We start from the raw sequence: 19,764 nt of genomic DNA, 5'->3' as shown, positions 1-19,764 counted from the left end.
ACCTCCCCGGTCCCAGGTCCACCCGTACGGATGACAAAAGCGGGCGGGCCGTGCCCGTCAGCGCTGACGAACGCCCTCGGCCAGTTCGCCCGCCAGCTTCCGTACGGCGTCGAGCCCGGCGGCCTCGTCCGGCGCGTCCAGCATCCGCTGCACGAACGCCGAGCCGACGATCACACCGTCGGCGAATCCGGCGACCTCCGCCGCCTGCTCGGCGTTGGACACGCCGAGCCCGACACAGACCGGCAGATCGGTGGTGGCGCGGGTACGCCCCACCAGATCCTGGGCCTCCAGCCCCACGGAGACGCGGGTGCCGGTGACGCCCATCAGGGAGGCCGCGTACACGAAGCCGCTGCCGACCGAGGTGATCTTCGCGAGCCGCTCGTCCTTGCTGCTCGGGGCCACCACGAACACCGTCGCCAGACCGTTCTTGTCGGCGTGCTCACGCCACACGGCGGACTCCTGTACGGGCAGGTCGGGCAGGATGCACCCGGCGCCGCCCGCCTCGGCCAGCTCGGTGGTGAAGCGCTCGATGCCGTACCGGTCGATCGGGTTCCAGTACGTCATGATCAGGACCGGCTTCCCGGTCGCCTCGTACGCCTCGCGGACCGTGCGCATCACGTCCGCGATCTTCACCCCGCCGCGCAGCGCGATGTCGTCGGCGGTCTGGATGACGGGCCCGTCGAGGACCGGGTCGCTGTGCGGCAGCCCGACCTCGACCACGTCGGCGCCACCGTCGAAGACGGCCTTGACGGCCGCGATGCCGCCGTCCACGGTCGGGAAACCGGCCGGCAGATAGGCGATCAGGGCCGCGCGGTTCTCGGACTTCGCCTTCGCGAGCGTGTCGCCGAGACCGGAGATGTTCCCGCTCACTTGGTGTCCTCCCCGTCGTACAGCCCGAAGTAGCGGGCGGCCGTGTCCATGTCCTTGTCGCCGCGGCCGGACAGGTTGACGAGGATCAGCCCGTCCTCGCCCAGCTCGCGCCCCACCTCCAGCGCGCCGGCCAGCGCGTGCGCGCTCTCGATCGCCGGGATGATGCCCTCCGTGCGCGACAGCAGCAGCAGCGCCCGCATCGCGTCGTCGTCGGTCACCGCGCGGTACTCGCCGCGCCCGCTGTCCTTGAGGTACGCGTGCTCCGGGCCGATGCCCGGGTAGTCCAGACCGGCCGAGATCGAGTACGGCTCGGTGATCTGGCCCTCCTCGTCCTGGAGTACGTACGAGCGCGACCCGTGCAGGATCCCCGGCTCGCCCGCGGTCAGGGTGGCCGCGTGCTCCCCGCTGTCGAGGCCGTGTCCGGCGGGCTCGCAGCCCACCAGCCGTACGCCCGCGTCGGGGATGAACGCGTGGAAGAGCCCGATCGCGTTGGACCCGCCGCCCACACAGGCCACGGCCGCGTCGGGCAGCCGTCCGGCGCGCTCCAAGATCTGCCGCCTGGCCTCGACCCCGATGACCCGGTGGAAGTCCCGGACCATCGCCGGGAAGGGGTGCGGTCCGGCGACCGTGCCGAACAGGTAGTGCGTACGGTCGACATTGGCGACCCAGTCGCGGAACGCCTCGTTGATGGCGTCCTTCAGCGTCCGGCTGCCGGATTTCACCGGGATGACCTCGGCGCCGAGCATCCGCATCCTGGCGACGTTGAGCGCCTGGCGCTCGGTGTCGATCTCGCCCATGTAGATGGTGCATTCGAGGCCGAACAGCGCGCACGCGGTGGCGGTGGCGACCCCGTGCTGGCCCGCGCCGGTCTCGGCGATGACCCGGGTCTTGCCCATCCGCTTGGTGAGCAGCGCCTGGCCCAGCACATTGTTGATCTTGTGCGAGCCGGTGTGGTTCAGGTCCTCCCGCTTGAGGAACACCCGTGCCCCGCCCGCCTGTTCGGCGAACCGGGGGACCTCGGTCAGCGCGCTGGGCCGACCGGTGTAGTGGACCATCAGGTCGTTCAGCTCGGCGGCGAAGGCCGGGTCGACCTTGGCCTTCTCGTACTCGACGGCGACCTCGTCGACCGCGGCGACGAGCGCCTCGGGGATGAACTTGCCGCCGAAGGCACCGAAGTACCCCTCGGCGGTGGGGACACTGCCCTCGGGATCGGGAATGAAAAACTCGCTGGACATGCCGGGATTCTCCTCAGAAGCAACGGGCTGGAGCCACCGTATGCGCCCTCGGCGAGGCAGCCCGACGGACCCGGTTCCGTACCGCACAGACGTACGGAACACACCGGTCCACCCGGCCGTGCTCAGGGACGCGCTACCCGCGCCATCGCATGCCGTTGACCTGACCCGGCTCGTCCCCGATCACATACCGCACCCGACGCCCGCGCACCCGACGCGCCGGGGCGCGGCAGCCACGCGGGCGGCAGCCGCGCGCGAGCGCGGCGTGCGGCGGCACGTGGGGGGTGCGGGCGGGGACGGTGTCCATGGCGGGAGGTCAGTCCCTCCCGTGCCGCAACGCGGGGTGGGCCCCGGCGGCGACGAGATCGGCCACGGCGGCCTTCGGGTCGCGGCCGGTGACCAGCGACTCGCCGACGAGCACCGCGTCGGCCCCGGCGTTGGCGTACGCGATCAGGTCGTGCGGTCCGCGCACACCCGACTCGGCGATCTTGATGATGCCGGCCGGGATCTCGGGCGCGACCCGCTCGAACGTACCCCGGTCGACCTTGAGGGTCTTCAGGTCACGGGCGTTGACCCCGATGACCCGCGCGCCCGCGTCGACCGCGCGCGCCACCTCTTCCTCGTCGTGCACCTCGACAAGCGGGGTCAGCCCGATCGACTCGGCCCGCTCGATCAGCGACACCAGGGCGGGCTGGTCGAGCGCGGCGACGATCAGCAGGGCGAGGTCGGCGCCGTGCGCCCGCGCCTCCCAGAGCTGGTACGAGGTGACGATGAAGTCCTTGCGCAGGACGGGGATGTCGACCTTGGCGCGTACGGCGTCCAGGTCGGCCAGCGAGCCGCCGAACCGGCGCTCCTCGGTCAGTACGGAGATGACGGCGCCACCGCCGCTCTCGTAGTCGGCGGCCAGGGCCGCCGGGTCGGCGATGGCGGCCAGCGCGCCCTTGGACGGGCTGGAGCGCTTGACCTCGCAGATCACCTGGACACCCTCGGCGCCCAGGGCGGCGGCGCCGTCCTTGGCCTGCGGTGCCCTGGCCGCGCGCTCCTTGAGCTCGTCAAGGCCCACGCGCGCCTGCCGCTCTGCGAGGTCGGCGCGTACGCCTTCGATGATCTCGTCGAGCACACTCACGCGAGCGGCCCCCTTCCGGGACGATGTGGATTCCAGCATGGAGCCGACCCGATCGGCCGGGTGACCGGGTGGATCAGGATCAGCCACATTGATGCTAGCCGGAACAGGCCCGATGACCCGCATCCGGACGGCCGGGCATGTCCGCGCCCGGCCGTTCAAGGGGCCAGCCAGGACCCGAACGGAAGGTTCCTGACCACGCTGAAGACAAGGATCACCGCACCGAGCGACCACCACCAGACGGGCCGCTGGGTGACCCGCAGACGCTGCCCTTTTCCCGCCCGTACCGCCCAGACCACCCACACGACGGCGAAGGCCGCATAGCCGACGACGGCCAGCGCGTTGTCCCCGAGGGCGGTGGCCACCTCGCCGTGCGCGATGGCGTGGGCGCTGCGCAGGCCGCCGCAGCCGGGGCAGTAGAGCCCCGTCAGGGCGTACATCGGGCAGACCGGATAGTGGCCGGATTCATTCGGGTCGACCAGCCCCACATAGGTGAAGGCGGCGACGACACCGGCGAGGGTGGCCAGCGGAGCCAGCAGCCGGCGGCCGAGCGCCGGGGCGGGCGCGGGAGGGGTCATGGCGTCGTCCACCCGGTGATTGTCGCCGTTCGAACGGAGAGACGCAGCCCGGCCTCGCCGGACTGCGTCTGGTGTGTCTGTACGCGGCGGGGGCGCCGCCTCGGCCGGGGCCGGTCAGACGGTCTGCGTCGCGACCCGGGCCACCGGCTCGTGGTGCGCGTGGCTCTGCTGGGCGGCGAGGATCTGCGCCTTGACGTCCTCGGAGCACATGTTCACCTGCTTGTTGGCCGCCGCCTCACGGGCCGCCGCCAGCTCGGGCGACTCCTTGGGCATGCCCATGCCGGCCGCCCGCATCGCCGCCGCGACGACGCCACCGAGCGCTACCACGGCGAAGCCGCCCCCGATGATGAGCGCGCTCACCAGCACTATGCCGACCCCCGAGACGCAGAAGCCGATGACGGCGATGATGACACCGGTCCAGGCCGCCGGGGTGTGTCCGTGGCTGCTGCCCGCCATGAGTTGCTCCTCGTTGCTTCGCGCTGTGGTGAGTCGGACGCTCACCGGTCATTGTCCCGCACGCACCCGGTCCGACCACCCCGGGGGTGGGTGTGAATCAGCTCTCGCGTCCCGCTCCGCCGTCACCGTGCGTCGGGTCCTCGCCGCGGTCCAGGGCCTTCCACAGGTCCTCGGGCCGGTCGGGGTCGACGACCGGCGCCGTGCGGACGGGGCGCTCGTAGCGGCCCGACATCGCGGGCCAGTGTTTTCCGTACGCCAGCGCCAGCACCCCGGCGAGCAGGATCAGCAGGCCGCCGCCCGCCGTCACGTACGGCCAGACGGTGTGCGAGAGGGCGCTGACGGTGGCGGCGGTGTCGCCGGTCGTCCGCGCCGCCTTCTCGTCGAGCGCCGCGCTGTCCGACGCGCCGAGGACCGCGGAGAGCGCCGCGCCCGCGCCGCCCAGCGCGAGCAGCGCGGAGACGAGGAGCCGCCCCGCCCCCCGGACGGCGAAGACCGCGACGAGCGCGGCCAGTCCGACGACGGCGAGGGCCGCCGGCAGCCCGGTGATGTCCCGGCCGCTGGCGTCGAGGGCGACCGAGCCGCCGCCGACGGCCGCCGTGCCACCGGCCCAGGGCCGGCCCGAGGCGAGCAGGACGACCGTGGCACCGGCCGCGCCGAGGAGCAGGGCGGCGCCGAGCGAGCGGCGGCCGCCCTTCCGGGGCGCGGGGGCGGCGGCCGGCGGTACGGCGGTACGGGGCTGGGGTACGGGTACGGCACTCACGCACCCCACTATCCCCTACCGCGTCACACGTTCCCGAGGCGGTTCGCCGTGTGCACCGCGCGCAGCACCGCCGCCGCCTTGTTGCGGCACTCCGTGTCCTCGGAGACCGGGTCCGAGTCGGCGACGACCCCCGCCCCCGCCTGGACGTACGCCGTCCCGTCGCGGAGCAGGGCGGTGCGGATGGCGATGGCCGTGTCGGAGTCCCCGGCGAAGTCGAGGTAGCCGACGCAGCCGCCGTACAGTCCGCGCCGGGTGGGCTCCAGCTCGTCGATGATCTGCATGGCGCGCGGCTTGGGCGCCCCGGAGAGCGTGCCCGCCGGGAAGCAGGCGGTCAGGACGTCGAAGGCGGTACGGCCCTGGGCGACCCGGCCCGTCACCGTGGACACGATGTGCATGACGTGGGAGTACCGCTCGACGGACATGAAGTCGACGACCTCGACGCTGCCCGGCTCGCAGACCCGCCCGAGATCGTTGCGGCCGAGGTCGACCAGCATCAGATGCTCGGCGCGCTCCTTGGGGTCGGCGAGGAGTTCGTCGGCGAGCGCCTGGTCCTCCTGGGGCGTGGCGCCGCGGTGCCGGGTCCCGGCGATGGGGTGCACCATGGCGTGCCCGTCCTCGACCTTGACCAGCGCCTCCGGGCTGGAGCCGACGACGTCGAAGCCGTCGAAGCGGAAGAGGTACATGTACGGCGACGGGTTGGTGGCCCGCAGTACCCGGTAGACGTCCAGCGCGCTCGCGGTGACCGGGGTCTGGAAGCGCTGGGAGGGCACGACCTGGAACGCCTCGCCCGCCCTGATCCGCTCCTTGATGTCCTCGACGGCCTCCTGGTAGGCGGGGCCGCCCCACAGCGCGGTGTACTCGGGCAGTTCGGAGGCGGGCAGCGCGGTGGGCCGGGTGCGGCTCGGTTCCGCGAGGTCGGCGGCCATCGCGTCGAGCCGGGCGACGGCGTCCGCGTACGCCTCGTCGATACCGGTGTCGAGGTCGTTGTGGTTGATCGCGTTGGCGATCAGCAGGACCGAGCCGTCCCAGTGGTCGAGGACGGCGAGGTCCGAGGTGAGCAGCATGGTCAGCTCGGGGATGCCCAGGTCGTCGCGGGCGTGGTCGCCGATCTTCTCCAGCCTGCGGACGATGTCGTACCCGAGGTAGCCGACCATGCCGCCGGTGAAGGGCGGCATCCCGGAGGTGAGGTCGCGGGGGGTGTGCAGGGTCTCGATGGTGGCGCGCAGGGCGTCGAGCGGGTCCCCGTCGACGGGGACACCGACCGGCGGGGTGCCGAGCCAGTGGGCCTGCCCGTCGCGGGCGGTGAGGGTCGCGGCGGACCGTACCCCGATGAAGGAGTAGCGGGACCAGGCGACGCCGTTCTCCGCGGACTCCAGCAGAAAGGTCCCGGGGCGCTCGGCGGCGAGCTTGCGGTACAGGCCGACCGGGGTGTCGCCGTCCGCGAGGAGACGCCTGCTGACGGGGATGACGCGGCGGTCGGCCGCCAGCTTGCGGAAGGTCTCAAGGTCCATGGCGGCTGACCCTACTGGTAGATCCGCGGCCGTCCCGAACGGCGGTCGCCGGTCAGGGGCCGAGCGGCAGGACATCGACGTCGAAGCAGGTCCGCGCCCCGGTGTGGCAGGCGGCGCCCGTCTGGTCGACCCGGACCAGGATCGTATCGGCGTCGCAGTCCAGTGCGACGGACTTCACGTGCTGGACGTGGCCCGAGGTGTCACCCTTGACCCAGTACTCCTGGCGGCTGCGCGACCAGTAGGTGCACCGGCCGGTGGTCAGGGTGCGGTGCAGGGCCTCGTCGTCCATCCAGCCGAGCATGAGCACCTCACCGGTGTCGTACTGCTGGGCCACGGCGGGGATCAGTCCATCGGCGTTGCGCTTGAGCCGGGCGGCGATGGCGGGGTCGAGCCCACCGGTCGTGCTGGTCATGCACCCATTGTGCCGCGCCCGCGCGGCGGGCCCACGCGATGTCCACTGGGCGGACGGGGCGGCGCGGCCGTAGGCTTACCCGCATGTCGACCCATGCGAAACGTGAACGGCTCCTGTTCGCCGATCTGTTGGAGGCCGTGGGCCCCGAGGCCCCGACGCTCTGCGACGGCTGGCTGGCCAGAGATCTCGCGGCCCACGCGGTGCTCCGCGAGCGCCGCCCCGACGCGGCGGGCGGGACGGTGCTGCCCGTGCTGCGGGGCCGTATGGAGCGGGTGCAGGCCGAGTATGTCGCGAAGCCGTACGAGGAGCTGATCCAGCTGCTCCGGACCGGTCCGCCGAAGTTCTCCCCGTTCGGGATCAAGCAGGTGGACGAGGCCGCGAACACCGTCGAGTTCTATGTCCACGCCGAGGACGTCCGGCGGGCGCAGCCCGAGTGGACGCCGCGCGAGCTGGACCGGGTCTTCTCGGACAGCCTCTGGTCACAGCTGGAGAAGGGCGGCCGGCTGATGGGGCGGAAGGCCCCGGTGGGCATGGTGCTGCGCCGGCCGAACGGGCAGACGGTGGTGGCGCATCGGGGTGCCCCGGTGGTGACGGTCACCGGGGAGCCGGGCGAGCTGATCCTCTTCGCGTTCGGACGGCAGTCCGTGGCGGATGTGGTGCTGGAGGGCGACAAGGACGCGGTGACGCGGCTTCAGGACGCGAAGCTGGGCATCGCGTAGGGCTGTTGCTTCAGAAGTAACGCCGTGCCTCAGAAGTGGCGTCGTACTTCAGAAGTGGCGCCGTGCCTCAGAAGTGGCGCCGTACTTCAGAAGTGGCGCCGTGCCTCAGAAGTGGCGCCGTACTTCAGAAGTGGCGCCGTGCCTCAGAAGTGGCGCCGTGCCTCAGAAGTGGCGCCGTACTTCAGAAGTGGCGCCGTGCCTCAGAAGTGGCGCCGTACTTCAGAAGTGGCGCCGTGCCTCAGAAGGAGCGCCGTCCGAGGCCGGAAAGCTCAGCGGCCGTCGCGGTCGAGCAGCCGGGCCAGTTCGGTACGGGAGCGGATCCCCAGCGCGGCGAAGACGTTGCGCAGATGGTGGTCGACGGTCCGGGTGGACAGCGAGAGCCGCAGGGCCACCTCGCGGTTGGTGGCGCCCTCCGCGACACAGCGCGCGATGCGCTGCTGTTGCGGGGTGAGCGGGGACAGCGGACCCGGCCCGTCCGTCGCGGCGACGGCCTCGCCCGCCGCGCGCAGCTCGCCCCGCACCCGGGCGCACCAGAGCCGGGCCCCGCAGCGCTCGAAGCCGATCAGGGCGTCCCGCAGGGGGCCGCGCGCCTCCCGGGTCCTGCGCTGTCGGCGCAGCCAGTGGCCGTACAGCAGTTGGGTGCGGGCCCGTTCGAAGTCCCCGCCGTACCGGTCGTGGTGGGCGAGCGCCTCCTCGTACCGTACGGCGGCTTCGCCGGGCGGGGCCAACAGCGCACGGCAGCGGGCCAGTTGGGCCGCGGCATGCGGGTCGGCGGTGGTGGCGGTCCAGTGCGCGAAGTCCTCGACGGCCGGGTGCGCCTCGACCGCCCGGCCCGCCAGTACGGCCGCCTCGACGAAGCAGGGGACGGCGGGCATCCGGGAGGCGAAGTGGCCGGGGCGCGGCCCGTGTCCGACCAGGGGGGCGAGCCGGGCGGCGGCTTCGGCGGAGCGGCCCACGGCCAGTTCGGCGCGGGCCACGGCCCAGCCCGCGAGGGTGGCGGCGTGGACGAGGCCGTGTGGTTCCGCACCGGCGAGCGCCGCGTCCGCGTGGGCGGCGCAGGCCGCCGCGGGGCCCTCGACGGACGCCGCGAGCGCGAGGAGGGCGTGCAGCTGGGCGGCGGCGTTGCGCTGCCCGAGCCGGTCGGCGGCGCGCAGCCCCTCCAGGGCGTGGGCCCGCGCCATGGCGTGCCGGCCCGCCCGCAGTTCGGCGTGGGCGAGCCGCTCCAGGGCCTGCGGCAGCAACACCTCGGGCCCATGGGCGCGGACGGCCGCCAGCGCCCTGGCCCCCGCCAGACACGCCGCGTCCACCTCCCCGAGTGCCAGCGCGGCCACCCCGGCCCGGGTCTGCGCGGCGGCCCCCTCGGGCGGACCGCTCGGCGGCCCGAGGCAGCCGTACAGCAGGGCCCGGCCCCGGTCGGCGTCGCCTTCGAGGAGGGCGCGCAGGCCGGTGAGGCAGCGCTCCAGCGCCGGGTCGCCGGGGTCCGGGGGGACGCGGTGCAGCGCGTCCAGGCAGGCCGCCGCGTCCCCGCTCGCCCAGGCCGCCTCGGCGGCGGCGAGCAGGGCGTCCAGCCGGCGTACCGGATCGTCGGGCCCCAGCAGCGCGGCGGCGGTGAGCAGGGCCTGCGCGGCGTCCGCGGCGGGCCCGTCGCGCAGGGCGAGCTGCCCCCGTACGTAGTGGGCGAGGCCGGGTGCGGGGACGGTGCGCACCCGGGCCAGCAGGGCGCGCGCCCGGCCCGGCTCCCCGGCGAGCCGGGCGTGTTCGGCGGCCGCGGCGTAGCGCTCGCCGCGCGGTGCGCCGTCCGGGGTGAGCGCGGCGGCCCGGGTGAGCGCCGCCGCGCGGTCGGTGTGCGGGTACGGCGCGGTGGCGGCCAGGGTCAGCGCGTCGGCCAGCGCCGGGTCGTGGCCGTCGGTGGCGCAGGCCAGCTGGATCAGGCGCGGCAGGGTGTGGTGCGGTCCGTCGAGGGCCGTGGCCAGCAGCCGGTGGGCGGCGCGGCGGCGGTCGGGCGGCGCCCGGTGGAGTACGGCTCCGCGGGTCGGCCGGTGGGTGAAGCGGGTCCGGCCGCCCGCGCCGCGCAGCACTCCGGCGGCCTCGGCGGAGGTGAGCCCGCCGGGGTCGATCCCGGCCAGCCGGGCGGCGCGCAGGAGCAGGCCGGTGTCGGCGCCCGCGCCGTCCGGTTCGTGTTCCTCGGCGGCGGCGGCGAGGAGCAGCAGGGCGCGGGTCCCGGCGGGCAGCCGGGTGAGCGGGGCGGCGCAGGCGTCGAGGAGTTCCTCGTCGCCGGGGAGCGGTTCGGGCAGTGGCTGACGACCCGTCAACTGTGCCTGGGTCAGGCCGTCGACGAGCGCGGTGAGCAGCCGGGGGTTCCCGGCGCCCTCCCGGAGCAGCTCCTCCCTTACGGCGGAGTTGATGTGACGCCCCGTCAGCTGTTCCAGCAGCTGTCCGGCGGCCGCGTCGTCGAGCGGGGCGAGCCGCAGGGCGGGCAGTCCGGCGAAGACCTCCGCGCCGTCGTGCCGTTCGGCGGCGGTGAGCAGGACGCGGACACCGGATCCGGCGTCGAGCCGGTGGGCGGCGAAGGCCAGCGCGGCCCGTGAGCGGGGGTCCCACGCGTGGATGTCGTCCACGCAGACCAGCAGCCGGCCACGGGCGCCGAGCGTGGCCAGCAGGTCGAGCAGCGCGGTGGAGGCGAGGCCGGAGCGCAGGACTTCGGCGGGGAGCACCGGCAGTGCGGTCCGCGCCGAGCAGAGCAGCGCGTGCAGTCCGCTGTAGGGCAGCAGCCGTTCGGCGGGCGCCGCCGCCGTATACAGGACCGGGCCCGCGCGGTGGTGGTCGGCGGCGTGCAGGGCGAGCGCGCTGCGGCCGAGGCCGGGCGGCGCGGTGAGGACGAGCGCGCTGCCGCGCCCGGTGAGGTCCAGCAGGGCTTCCAGGATGGCGAGTTCACCGCTCCGCCCGTACAGCCGGAGGGGACTGCGCACGGTCGTCGATGGGGTCACACTCGTCACGTTACCGGGGAGTAAACAGCCCCGGAAGCCTTCCGTCCACGGCCGGGCCGCCGGGCCCGTCACGCGCGCCACCGGCGGCCCGGACCCTGGGGTCAGGAGGTGTGCGGGCAGGTGCCCCGGTACTCCACGATGGTGGCGCCCGGCCGGGGCAGCGGGCAGAGGAACTGCTCGTAGCGGGTGTCGCTGTCGATGAACCGCTTCAGCCAGGAGACGCTGTACTTCGCGATGGTGGTGTTGGCGCTGGTGGGCGCGGAGTGACTGGCGCCCTTCAGCTCCAGATACGCCTTGTCGAGTGTGCCCGGCAGCGACGCGTAGAACGGCTCGGAGTGCGTGGCGACCGGTGCGATGCTGTCGTTGTCCGCCCCGACCAGCAGGGTGGGTGTGCGTACCTCGGGCCAGGTGGTGTCGGTGTTCCAGCCGGTCAGCGGGATGGCCGCCTTCAGCGAGGTGCGGCTCTTGGCGGCCTCCAGGCTGCCACCGCCGCCCATCGAGTGGCCCATGACACCGAGCCGGGCGGAGTCGATCCGGCCGCTGACGGTCGAACGCTGCGTCAGATAGTCGAGTGCGGAAAGGAGTTGGGCTCCGCGGCTGGGCGGGAAGTCGAGGGTGGTGAGGGTGTCGATGGTGAAGACGACGAAGCCCTGTGAGGCCAGGCGCGGCCCGTACCAGGCGACGCTGGACTGCGTACCGGTGAAGCCGGGCGAGATGGCGACGGCGCCGAAGGTGCCGTCGGCGGTGGAGGTCGGGTAGTAGATGGTGCCGCCGCCGAACCCACTGACGCCCGTCCGGGAGACCGTCGTCCGCGAGACGGCGTACGGACCGGTCGTGGCCTCGATGCTGGCGACGGTCGGCGCGGGCCCGCGCTCGTACGGGTTGTCCGCGACCCGGACACCCGTACCGACAGCCGCCTGGGCGCCCGCGGCGCCGGGGACCAGTGCGGCGAACAGGGCACCGGCGGTGACCGCCGCCGCCCAGAGCCGGCCGGCGGTGCTGGTACGGATGGAGGCGCGCGGTGAGGAGTGCTGACGCACGATGGGGGATCCTCTCGGTCGTGACGGAGCCACACCGGAGGCCGTTCGGGGATGCACCGGGTGGGACCGCCATTTCACTGGCGGTCGCCACTGTCCCGGCGCACCCGACACGGAAGCATCGGCAAGTTCACCGGTCTTGATGAACCGGCCTCATCGGTAGGGCGTCACGCGGGCGAGGATCCCAACACGGGCAGTCCGCGCGGAAGGTGACGAAGAGTCAACCCGATGCCCCAACCCCCTGGATCAGCGCGGCACTTCGCGCACCGGATGCCCGGTCGCGCTGAGCACGCCCTTGACGTCCGAGATCCGCAGATCCCCGAAGTGGAAGACGGACGCGGCCAGTACGGCGTCGGCCCCCGCGTCGATGGCGCGCGGGAAGTGCTCCAGCGTGCCCGCGCCACCGGACGCGATGAGCGGCACGGTGACGTGCTTGCGCACGATCTCGATCATCACCGTGTCGTAGCCGTCCTTGGTGCCGTCCGCGTCCATGGAGTTGAGCAGGATCTCCCCCGCGCCCAGCTCGGCCGCCTGATGCGCCCACTCGACGGCGTCGATGCCGGTGCCCCTGCGGCCGCCGTGCGTGGTGACCTCGAACGACCCCGACCGGGTCCGCCGCGCGTCGACCGACAGCACCAGCACCTGCCGCCCGAACCGCTCGGCGATCTCCCGGATCAGCTCCGGCCTGGCGATGGCCGCCGTGTTGACCCCGACCTTGTCGGCGCCCGCCCGCAGCAGCTTGTCGACGTCCTCGGCCGTACGGACACCGCCGCCGACCGTCAGCGGGATGAAGACCTGCTCGGCGGTACGGCGCACCACGTCGTACGTCGTCTCGCGGTCGCCCGACGACGCGGTGATGTCGAGGAACGTCAGCTCGTCGGCGCCCTCCGCGTCGTACAGCTTGGCCATCTCCACGGGGTCGCCCGCGTCCCGCAGGTTCTGGAAGTTGACGCCCTTGACGACCCTGCCGTTGTCGACGTCCAGACACGGGATGACCCGTACGGCGAGTGTCATGCCTGCTCCCCTTCGGATGGGTCGGGACGGTACGCCTCGACCTCGACCTCGACGACCAGGCTCGGGTCGATCAGCCCGGCGACGACCAGCATCGTGGCGGCCGGGCGCACGGCGTCGAACAGCTCCTTGTGGGCGCGGCCGACCTCGTCGGCGTCCCGTACGTGGGTGAGGTACATCCGGGTACGCACCACGTGCTCCGCACCGAGACCCAGCTCCCCCAGCGCCTTGATCGCGACGCCGAACGCGGTGATGGCCTGCTCGTACGGGCCGCCTTCGGCGATCCGGCCGCCGGCCACCGACGTACAGCCGGAGACCAGCACCAGCCCGTTCGGCAGCTCGACCGCGCGGGAGTACCCGATGGCCTCCTCCCACGGGCCGCCCGACGAGACCTTGCGCAGCTCGCCCGCGCTCATCCGGCCACCGCCGCCAGCGCCTCTTCCAGCGTGAACGCCTTCGCGTACAGCGCCTTGCCGACGATCGTGCCCTCGACGCCCTCGGGCACCAGGGTGGCGATCGCGCGCAGGTCGTCCAGCGAGGAGACGCCGCCGGAGGCGACGACCGGCCGGTCGGTGACGGCGCAGACGTTCTTCAGCAGCTCCAGGTTGGGGCCCTGGAGGGTGCCGTCCTTGGCGATGTCGGTGACGACGTATCGCGCGCAGCCCTCGCTGTCGAGCCGGGCCAGCGTCTCGTAGAGGTCGCCGCCGTCGCGGGTCCAGCCGCGCCCGCGCAGGGTCGTCCCGCGTACGTCGAGGCCGACCGCGATCCGGTCGCCGTACTCGGAGATGACCTTGGCGACCCACTCGGGGGTCTCCAGCGCGGCCGTACCGAGGTTGACCCGGCGGCAGCCGGTGGCGAGGGCCGCGGCGAGCGTGTCGTCGTCGCGGATGCCACCGGACAGCTCGACCTTGATGTCCATGGCCCCGGCGACCTCGGCGATCAGCGCGCGGTTGTCACCGGTGCCGAAGGCCGCGTCGAGGTCGACCAGGTGCAGCCACTCGGCACCGGAGCGCTGCCAGGCGAGGGCGGCTTCGAGGGGCGAGCCGTACGAGGTCTCGGAACCGGACTCGCCGTGGACGAGCCGTACGGCCTGTCCGTCCCGGACATCGACGGCGGGCAGCAGTTCAAGCGTCATCAGAGCGTTCCGATCCAGTTGGTGAGCAGCTGGGCGCCGGCGTCGCCGGACTTCTCGGGGTGGAACTGGGTGGCCCACAGGGCGCCGTTCTCCACGGCGGCGACGAACGGCTCGCCGTGGGTGGCCCAGGTGACCCGGGGGGCGCGGATCTTGTCGTTGGTGACTTCCAGGCCCCACTCGCGTACCGCGTACGAGTGCACGAAGTAGAACCGCGCGTCGGCGTCGAGCCCGGCGAACAGCTCGCTGTCGCCCGGCGCCTCGACGGTGTTCCACCCCATGTGCGGGACGATCGGGGCGTCGAGCGGCTCGACCGTGCCGGGCCACTCGTCGAGGCCCTCGGTCTCCACACCGTGTTCGATGCCGCGCGCGAACAGAATCTGCATCCCGACGCAGATCCCCATCACGGGCCGCCCGCCTGCCAGCCTGCGCCCGATGATCCACTGCCCGCGCGCCTCGGTGAGCCCCTCCATACAGGCGGAGAAGGCCCCGACCCCGGGGACGAGCAGCCCGTCCGCGTTCATCGCGCGGTCGAAGTCGCGGGTGATCTCCACCTCGGCACCGGCCCTGGCGAGGGCGCGCTCGGCCGACCGGACATTGCCGAAGCCGTAGTCGAAGACAACGACGTTCTTGCTCATTCCCAGATCCCTTGGATACGGAGCACCCCGGCGACGAGACACATCACGGAGCACAGACCGAGCAGTGCGACGACGCCCGTGGGCAGCTTCTGCTTGCGGAAGGAGTACGCGCCACCGGCGAAGAAGAGCCCGACGAAGATCAGAATGGACGACAGCCCCGTCACAGTGTTTCCTCGTTCGCCCCGCCGCGGCAGCGGCTCATGTCATAGCTGCCCACGCGGCGCAGCGGCGCGGGCATCATCGTGCCTATCCGCGACCCGGCGGCCACGCGTGCGTCGCTCACCGTGCTTCCTCGTTCGCTTCTCCGCCCACGCGGCGCAGCGGCGCGGGCATCGGCGCCAACCAGCGACCCGGCGGCCACGCGTGCGTCGCTCACAGTGCGCCCTTGGTCGAAGGAAGAATCCCAGCGGCCCGCGGGTCCCGCTCCGACGCGTACCGCAGCGCCCTCGCCAGCGCCTTGAACTGGCACTCGACGATGTGGTGGGCGTTGCGCCCGTACGGGACGTGGACGTGCAGCGCGATCTGGGCCTGTGCGACGAAGGACTCCAGGATGTGGCGGGTCATCGTCGTGTCGTACTCGCCGATCATCGGCGCCATCTTCTCGGGCTCGGTGTGTACGAGGTACGGGCGACCCGAGAGGTCCACCGTCACCTGTGCCAGCGACTCGTCCAGCGGGACGGTGCAGTTGCCGAACCGGTAGATCCCCACCTTGTCGCCGAGCGCCTGCTTGAAGGCGGCGCCGAGGGCGAGGGCGGTGTCCTCGATGGTGTGGTGGGAGTCGATGTGCAGATCGCCCTCGGTCTTCACCGTGAGGTCGAACAGGCCGTGCCGGCCGAGCTGGTCGAGCATGTGGTCGTAGAAACCGACCCCGGTCGCCACATCGACCTTTCCACTGCCGTCGAGGTCGATCTCGACGACGACGGACGTCTCCTTGGTGGTTCTCTCCACGCGGCCGATGCGGCTCATGCGTTCTGCTCCTTCTTGAGATCACGTACCGCGTCGAGGAACGCGTCGTTCTCGGACGGGGTGCCCGCGGTGACCCGCAGCCGTCCCGGTACGCCGTTGTCACGGATGAGGACACCCCGGTCGAGGATCCACTGCCAGGCCGCGTGCGGGTCCTCGAAGCGGCCGAACTGCACGAAGTTCGCGTCCGAGTCGGTGACCTCGAACCCCAGCCCGCGCAGCTCGGCGACGAGCCGGTCCCGCTCGGCCTTGAGGTTCTCGACGTACCCGAGCAGCGTATCGGTGTGTTCCAGCGCGGCGAGCGCGGTGGCCTGCGTGATCGCCGAGAGGTGGTACGGCAGGCGCACCAGCTGGACGGCGTCGATCACGGCGGGGTGGGCGGCGAGATAGCCGAGGCGCAGCCCGGCCGCGCCGAACGCCTTGGACATCGTGCGGGACACGACCAGATTCGGCCGCCCCTCGATGAGCGGCAGCAGCGAGTCCCCGTGGCTGAACTCGACATACGCCTCGTCCAGCACCACCAGCGACGGCTTCGCCGCCTGCGCCGCCTCGTACAGCGCGAGGACGGTCTCCGCGTCGACGGCCGTGCCGGTGGGGTTGTTGGGCGAGGTGATGAAGACGACCTCGGGCCGGTGTGCGGCGATGGCGGCCACCGCGGCGGGCACGTCGATGGTGAAGTCCTCGCCGCGCGGCCCGGAGATCCAGCCGGTGTTGGTGGAGCGCGCGATGAGACCGTGCATCGAGTACGAGGGCTCGAAGCCGATCGCCGTACGGCCGGGGCCGCCGAACGCCTGGAGCAGCTGCTGGATGACCTCGTTGGAGCCGTTGGCGGCCCAGACGTTGGCGAGGGTCAGCGGGTGCTTCCCGGTCCGGGTCAGATACGCGGCGAGCTGGGTGCGCAGCTCCACCGCGTCCCGGTCCGGGTAGCGGTTGAGGCCGCGCGCGGCCTCCCGGACGCGCTCCGCGATGCGCTCGACGAGCACCTCGGGCAGCGGGTACGGGTTCTCGTTGACGTTCAGCTGTACGGGAACGGTCAACTGCGGTGCCCCGTAGGGGGACTTGCCGCGCAGCTCGTCGCGTACGGGCAGGTCGTCGATACCGAAGGTCCCGGGGGATCCGGGGGATCCGGGGGATCCGGGGGGTGGGGAGGAACTCACTTGCCGGGCACCTTCCATCCGAACCGCGCCTTGACCGCCGCGCCGTGTGCGGGCAGGTCCTCCGCCTCCGCGAGTGTCACCACATGGTGGGCGACCTCCGCGAGCGCGTCCTTGCTGTAGTCGACGATGTGGATGCCGCGCAGGAACGACTGCACGGACAGCCCCGAGGAGTGGCAGGCACAACCACCGGTCGGCAGCACGTGGTTGGAGCCCGCGCAGTAGTCGCCGAGCGAGACCGGGGCGTACGGGCCGACGAAGATGGCGCCCGCGTTGCGCACCCGCTGGGCCAGCGCGGCGGCGTCGGCGGTCTGGATCTCCAGGTGCTCGGCACCGTACGCGTCGACGACCCGCAGCCCGTCCTCGATGGAGTCGACCAGCACGATCGCCGACTGCCGGCCCGCCAGCGCGGGCGCCACCCGGTCCTCGATGTGTTTGGTGGCCGCGACCTGCGGCTCCAGCTCCTTGTCGACCGCGTCGGCCAGCTCCACCGAGTCGGTGACGAGCACGGCGGCGGCCAGCGGGTCGTGCTCGGCCTGGCTGATCAGGTCGGCGGCGACATGCGCCGGGTCGGCGGTCGCGTCGGCCAGGACGGCGATCTCGGTGGGGCCCGCCTCGGCGTCGATGCCGATCCGGCCGGTGAAGTAGCGCTTGGCGGCGGCGACCCAGATGTTGCCGGGGCCCGTCACCATGTTGACGGGCGCGCACTCCTCGGTGCCGTACGCGAACATCGCGACGGCCGACGCGCCGCCCGCCGCGTACACCTCGTCGATCCCCAGCAGCGCGCACGCGGCCAGGATCGTCGGGTGCGGCAGGCCGCCGAACTCCCTCTGCGGGGGCGAGGCCAGCGCGATCGACCCGACGCCCGCCTCCTGGGCCGGCACCACGTTCATGATCACGGACGACGGGTAGACGGACCGCCCGCCGGGCGCGTACAGCCCGACCCGCTCGACCGGCACCCACTTCTCGGTGACCGAGCCACCCGGCACCACCTGTGTGGTGTGCGAGGTACGGCGCTGTGCGCGGTGGACGAGCCGGGCGCGGCGGATCGACTCCTCCAGCGCGGCCCCGACCTCCGGGTCGAGCGCCTCCAGCGCGGCGCCGAGCGCGGCGACGGGGACCCGCACCCGCTCCAGGGTCACACCGTCGAACTTCTCAGCCGATTCGATCAGCGCGGCGGTGCCCCGATGGTGAACGTCCTCGCAGAGCGGCCGCACTCTCTCCAGCGCGGCCTCCACATCGAACTCGGCTCGGGGCAGCAGGTCACGCAGGGCGGCGCCCTCGGGGAGGGCGGCACCGCGCAGATCGATTCGTGAGATCACAGGGTCAAGTCTCGCAGACCCCACAGGGCCACCGCCGCCCGTATCACTGGCTGATACATGCCACTGACGGCCGATCCCCACCACCCGCGTCACCGAGTGCGTTCATTACGTCACACAGCGGGAACAACGGTGGTACCGAAGCAGCTGTCGTCAGTTGTACGGACCGCCTGTCATCAGTTGTTCGGACCATCTGTACGCACACGGGGAAGCAGAGGAGCGGCCGTGACCGAGCCGCAGTACGACGAATCTCCTGACTGGCTCAGCCCGGCGGAACTCGGCATGTGGCAGTCGTTCCGCAACGGCAGTGTGTACGACCTGTCCACCTCCGACGCGCTGCTCGACGATCCCTTCGCCCCGCGTCCCTGGGGCACGGACCGCAGTGTGCGCGCCCGGGTCATCGCCCTGCTGCTGCTCAACGGCCCGCCCGCGCTCCCCGGCCGGGTGGCGGCGCTCAAGCTCCGGGGCGTCCAGATCACCGGGACGCTCAACCTCGCGGGCGGCACGATCGCGCCGTACGTGGAGCTGAACCACTGCCGGTTCGAGAACGAAGTGGTGCTGCCCGAGTCCCACTTCACCACCCTGCGCATGGTGGGCTGCGCGATCCCCCGTCTGGAGGCGGCCCGGCTGCACACCGAGGGGGATCTCCATCTGCCGCGCTGCCGGGTCGAGCGGGGCATCCGGCTGACCGACGCCCGCATCGGCACGGACCTGCTGATCAGCGAGATCGATGTACGTCCCGACCGGCTCGGCCGGGCCATCGCCGCCGATGGCATGTATGTCGCCCAGGACTTCCAGGCCGACCGGATCGAGACGTACGGCGAGGTCAGTCTGCGGGGCGCGACCATCGGTGTGTCGATGAGCCTGCGCGGCAGCCGGCTGCGCGCCGCCGAGGAGCGGCGCGCGTTCAACGCCCCGCAGCTGACGGTCGAGCGGTCGCTCCACATGACCGGCGCGTGGATCAGCGAGGACCCCGGCACCTCCGGGCTCACCCCGCCGTACGGCACCGGTACCGGCCCGCTCTTCGGCGCGCGGCTCCAGCGGTTCGAGTGCCGGGGCGGGGTGCGGCTGGACGACGGGCGCTTCGGTGACGCGGTCGATGTGGACCAGGCCCGGTTCTTCCTCTCCCCCACGGAGGAGCTGTCGCTGCGCAGAATCGTCACCCCTGAGCTCCGCTTCAAGTGCGACCGGGTGGAGGAGGGCCGCGTCGTCCTGAGCGGCGCGCGGATCGTCACCCTGGTCGACATGTCGACCAGCTGGCCGGGGCCCGGCGGGCTGGCCATGGGCGGGTTCGTCTACGAGAACCTCGCGCCCTTCGGCCACTTCCCCCTGGTCCGGCGGCTGGAGTGGCTGACCGCGGCGACCCCCGAGTACTCCCCCGAACCGTACGAACGGCTCGCCCAGGTCCTGCGCAACACCGGCGAGGACGCCGACGCCCGCGAGGTCCTCCTCGCCAAGCACCGCCGCCGCCGCGAGACCCTGCCGCTGGCCGGCAAGCTCTGGGGCTACCTCCAGGACTGGACCGTCGCCTACGGCTACCGCCCCGGCCGGGCCGCGCTCTGGATGGCCGCCCTCTGGGGCGCCAGCACCCTCGTCTTCGCCCACCACCCGCCGGCCCCGCTCAGACCCGGCGAACACCCCGTGTGGAACCCCGGCCTCTACGCGCTCGACCTGCTGATCCCCGTCATCGACTTCGGCCAGGACGGCTACTGGCTGCTGTACGGCGGCTGGCAGTGGGCCGCGGCCGTCCTGACCGTGGTCGGCTGGATCCTGGCGACCACGGTCGCGGCGGGCGCGACCCGCCTGCTGCGCCGCGGCTAGGGCGTGTTGCGAACGTCCCTCCCCGGCCTTCGGCCGGGGGG

The 19,764-nt window shown here is 72.7% G+C and carries 21 protein-coding genes and 1 pseudogene; 2 read left to right on the top strand and 20 right to left on the bottom strand.

What is annotated here, in order from left to right:
- Positions 1-57: 57 nt before the first annotated feature.
- The 9 genes and pseudogenes from trpA to hisI all read right to left on the bottom strand — a co-directional run bounded on the left by trpA (position 58) and on the right by hisI (position 6,942).
- On the bottom strand, positions 58-870 hold the full coding sequence (gene trpA / locus ACIP8W_RS11710) for a tryptophan synthase subunit alpha (RefSeq protein ID WP_401948732.1): 813 nt from the start codon (positions 868-870) through the stop codon (positions 58-60).
- Complete coding sequence (trpB, locus tag ACIP8W_RS11705; protein WP_401948730.1) at positions 867-2,105, bottom strand: tryptophan synthase subunit beta; 1,239 nt, start codon at positions 2,103-2,105, stop codon at positions 867-869. The genes trpA and trpB overlap by 4 nt, the downstream gene beginning before the upstream one ends.
- Positions 2,106-2,238: 133 nt before the next feature.
- Positions 2,239-2,409, bottom strand: a complete 171-nt coding sequence (gene trpM / locus ACIP8W_RS11700; RefSeq protein ID WP_401948728.1) for a tryptophan biosynthesis modulator TrpM — start codon at positions 2,407-2,409, stop codon at positions 2,239-2,241.
- 9 nt (positions 2,410-2,418) lie between these two features.
- Positions 2,419-3,228 (bottom strand): indole-3-glycerol phosphate synthase TrpC, encoded by an 810-nt coding sequence (gene trpC / locus ACIP8W_RS11695; RefSeq protein ID WP_401948726.1) that lies wholly within the window; start codon positions 3,226-3,228, stop codon positions 2,419-2,421.
- Between the two features lie 155 nt (positions 3,229-3,383).
- Positions 3,384-3,803 carry a DUF2752 domain-containing protein gene (locus ACIP8W_RS11690; protein WP_401949496.1) on the bottom strand — a complete coding sequence of 140 codons (420 nt, stop codon included), beginning with the start codon at positions 3,801-3,803 and terminating at the stop codon, positions 3,384-3,386.
- A gap of 216 nt (positions 3,804-4,019) precedes the next feature.
- Positions 4,020-4,259: pseudogene (locus ACIP8W_RS11685) on the bottom strand (HGxxPAAW family protein); the annotation flags it as partial.
- A gap of 97 nt (positions 4,260-4,356) precedes the next feature.
- Complete coding sequence (locus ACIP8W_RS11680) at positions 4,357-5,019, bottom strand: TIGR02234 family membrane protein (protein ID WP_401948724.1); 663 nt, start codon at positions 5,017-5,019, stop codon at positions 4,357-4,359.
- A gap of 23 nt (positions 5,020-5,042) precedes the next feature.
- Positions 5,043-6,530, bottom strand: a complete 1,488-nt coding sequence (locus tag ACIP8W_RS11675) for an anthranilate synthase component I (protein WP_401948721.1) — start codon at positions 6,528-6,530, stop codon at positions 5,043-5,045.
- A gap of 52 nt (positions 6,531-6,582) precedes the next feature.
- Positions 6,583-6,942, bottom strand: a complete 360-nt coding sequence (hisI, locus tag ACIP8W_RS11670) for a phosphoribosyl-AMP cyclohydrolase (protein ID WP_401948719.1) — start codon at positions 6,940-6,942, stop codon at positions 6,583-6,585.
- An 83-nt stretch (positions 6,943-7,025) separates the two neighbouring features.
- Here hisI and ACIP8W_RS11665 point away from each other — a divergent pair, with 83 nt between their 5' ends.
- The gene (locus tag ACIP8W_RS11665; protein ID WP_401948716.1) at positions 7,026-7,661 is read left to right on the top strand and encodes a TIGR03085 family metal-binding protein; all 636 of its coding nucleotides are present in this window, start codon (positions 7,026-7,028) and stop codon (positions 7,659-7,661) included.
- 269 nt (positions 7,662-7,930) lie between these two features.
- Here ACIP8W_RS11665 and ACIP8W_RS11660 read toward each other — a convergent pair whose 3' ends face one another.
- From ACIP8W_RS11660 to hisD, 11 genes are all read right to left on the bottom strand, one after another.
- Positions 7,931-10,648 (bottom strand): LuxR C-terminal-related transcriptional regulator, encoded by a 2,718-nt coding sequence (locus tag ACIP8W_RS11660; protein ID WP_402202789.1) that lies wholly within the window; start codon positions 10,646-10,648, stop codon positions 7,931-7,933.
- Between the two features lie 101 nt (positions 10,649-10,749).
- Positions 10,750-11,688, bottom strand: a complete 939-nt coding sequence (locus ACIP8W_RS11655; protein WP_402153028.1) for an alpha/beta hydrolase — start codon at positions 11,686-11,688, stop codon at positions 10,750-10,752.
- A 243-nt stretch (positions 11,689-11,931) separates the two neighbouring features.
- Positions 11,932-12,699 (bottom strand): imidazole glycerol phosphate synthase subunit HisF, encoded by a 768-nt coding sequence (gene hisF, locus ACIP8W_RS11650; RefSeq protein WP_401948707.1) that lies wholly within the window; start codon positions 12,697-12,699, stop codon positions 11,932-11,934.
- Positions 12,696-13,112, bottom strand: a complete 417-nt coding sequence (locus tag ACIP8W_RS11645) for a RidA family protein (protein WP_401948704.1) — start codon at positions 13,110-13,112, stop codon at positions 12,696-12,698. Before ACIP8W_RS11645 ends, hisF begins: the two co-directional genes overlap by 4 nt.
- Positions 13,109-13,831, bottom strand: a complete 723-nt coding sequence (gene priA, locus ACIP8W_RS11640) for a bifunctional 1-(5-phosphoribosyl)-5-((5-phosphoribosylamino)methylideneamino)imidazole-4-carboxamide isomerase/phosphoribosylanthranilate isomerase PriA (RefSeq protein ID WP_401948701.1) — start codon at positions 13,829-13,831, stop codon at positions 13,109-13,111. The genes ACIP8W_RS11645 and priA overlap by 4 nt, the downstream gene beginning before the upstream one ends.
- Positions 13,831-14,466, bottom strand: coding sequence for an imidazole glycerol phosphate synthase subunit HisH (gene hisH / locus ACIP8W_RS11635; RefSeq protein WP_401948699.1), 636 nt, complete (start codon positions 14,464-14,466; stop codon positions 13,831-13,833). Before hisH ends, priA begins: the two co-directional genes overlap by 1 nt.
- Positions 14,463-14,630, bottom strand: a complete 168-nt coding sequence (locus ACIP8W_RS11630; RefSeq protein WP_401948696.1) for a hypothetical protein — start codon at positions 14,628-14,630, stop codon at positions 14,463-14,465. The genes hisH and ACIP8W_RS11630 overlap by 4 nt, the downstream gene beginning before the upstream one ends.
- Positions 14,627-14,749: a hypothetical protein gene (locus ACIP8W_RS11625; protein ID WP_401948693.1), complete on the bottom strand. Its 123-nt coding sequence runs from the start codon at positions 14,747-14,749 to the stop codon at positions 14,627-14,629. The genes ACIP8W_RS11630 and ACIP8W_RS11625 overlap by 4 nt, the downstream gene beginning before the upstream one ends.
- 89 nt (positions 14,750-14,838) lie before the next feature.
- The gene (gene hisB / locus ACIP8W_RS11620) at positions 14,839-15,432 is read right to left on the bottom strand and encodes an imidazoleglycerol-phosphate dehydratase HisB (RefSeq protein WP_401948691.1); all 594 of its coding nucleotides are present in this window, start codon (positions 15,430-15,432) and stop codon (positions 14,839-14,841) included.
- Positions 15,429-16,586 (bottom strand): histidinol-phosphate transaminase, encoded by a 1,158-nt coding sequence (locus ACIP8W_RS11615; RefSeq protein WP_402202786.1) that lies wholly within the window; start codon positions 16,584-16,586, stop codon positions 15,429-15,431. Before ACIP8W_RS11615 ends, hisB begins: the two co-directional genes overlap by 4 nt.
- The gene (hisD, locus tag ACIP8W_RS11610) at positions 16,583-17,905 is read right to left on the bottom strand and encodes a histidinol dehydrogenase (protein WP_401948686.1); all 1,323 of its coding nucleotides are present in this window, start codon (positions 17,903-17,905) and stop codon (positions 16,583-16,585) included. Before hisD ends, ACIP8W_RS11615 begins: the two co-directional genes overlap by 4 nt.
- 222 nt (positions 17,906-18,127) lie before the next feature.
- On the opposite strand from hisD, the gene ACIP8W_RS11605 reads away from it, so the two are divergent.
- A complete protein-coding gene (locus tag ACIP8W_RS11605) occupies positions 18,128-19,723 on the top strand; it encodes an oxidoreductase (protein WP_401948683.1) in 1,596 nt (531 codons plus the stop codon).
- Positions 19,724-19,764: the final 41 nt, after the last annotated feature.

Source organism: Streptomyces sp. NPDC088554 (assembly GCF_044752945.1).
In the GTDB taxonomy this organism is placed as follows: Bacteria; Actinomycetota; Actinomycetes; order Streptomycetales; family Streptomycetaceae; genus Streptomyces.
The sequence above is the reverse complement of the archived record's forward strand: the minus strand, read 5'-3'. Positions and strand labels throughout refer to the sequence as shown.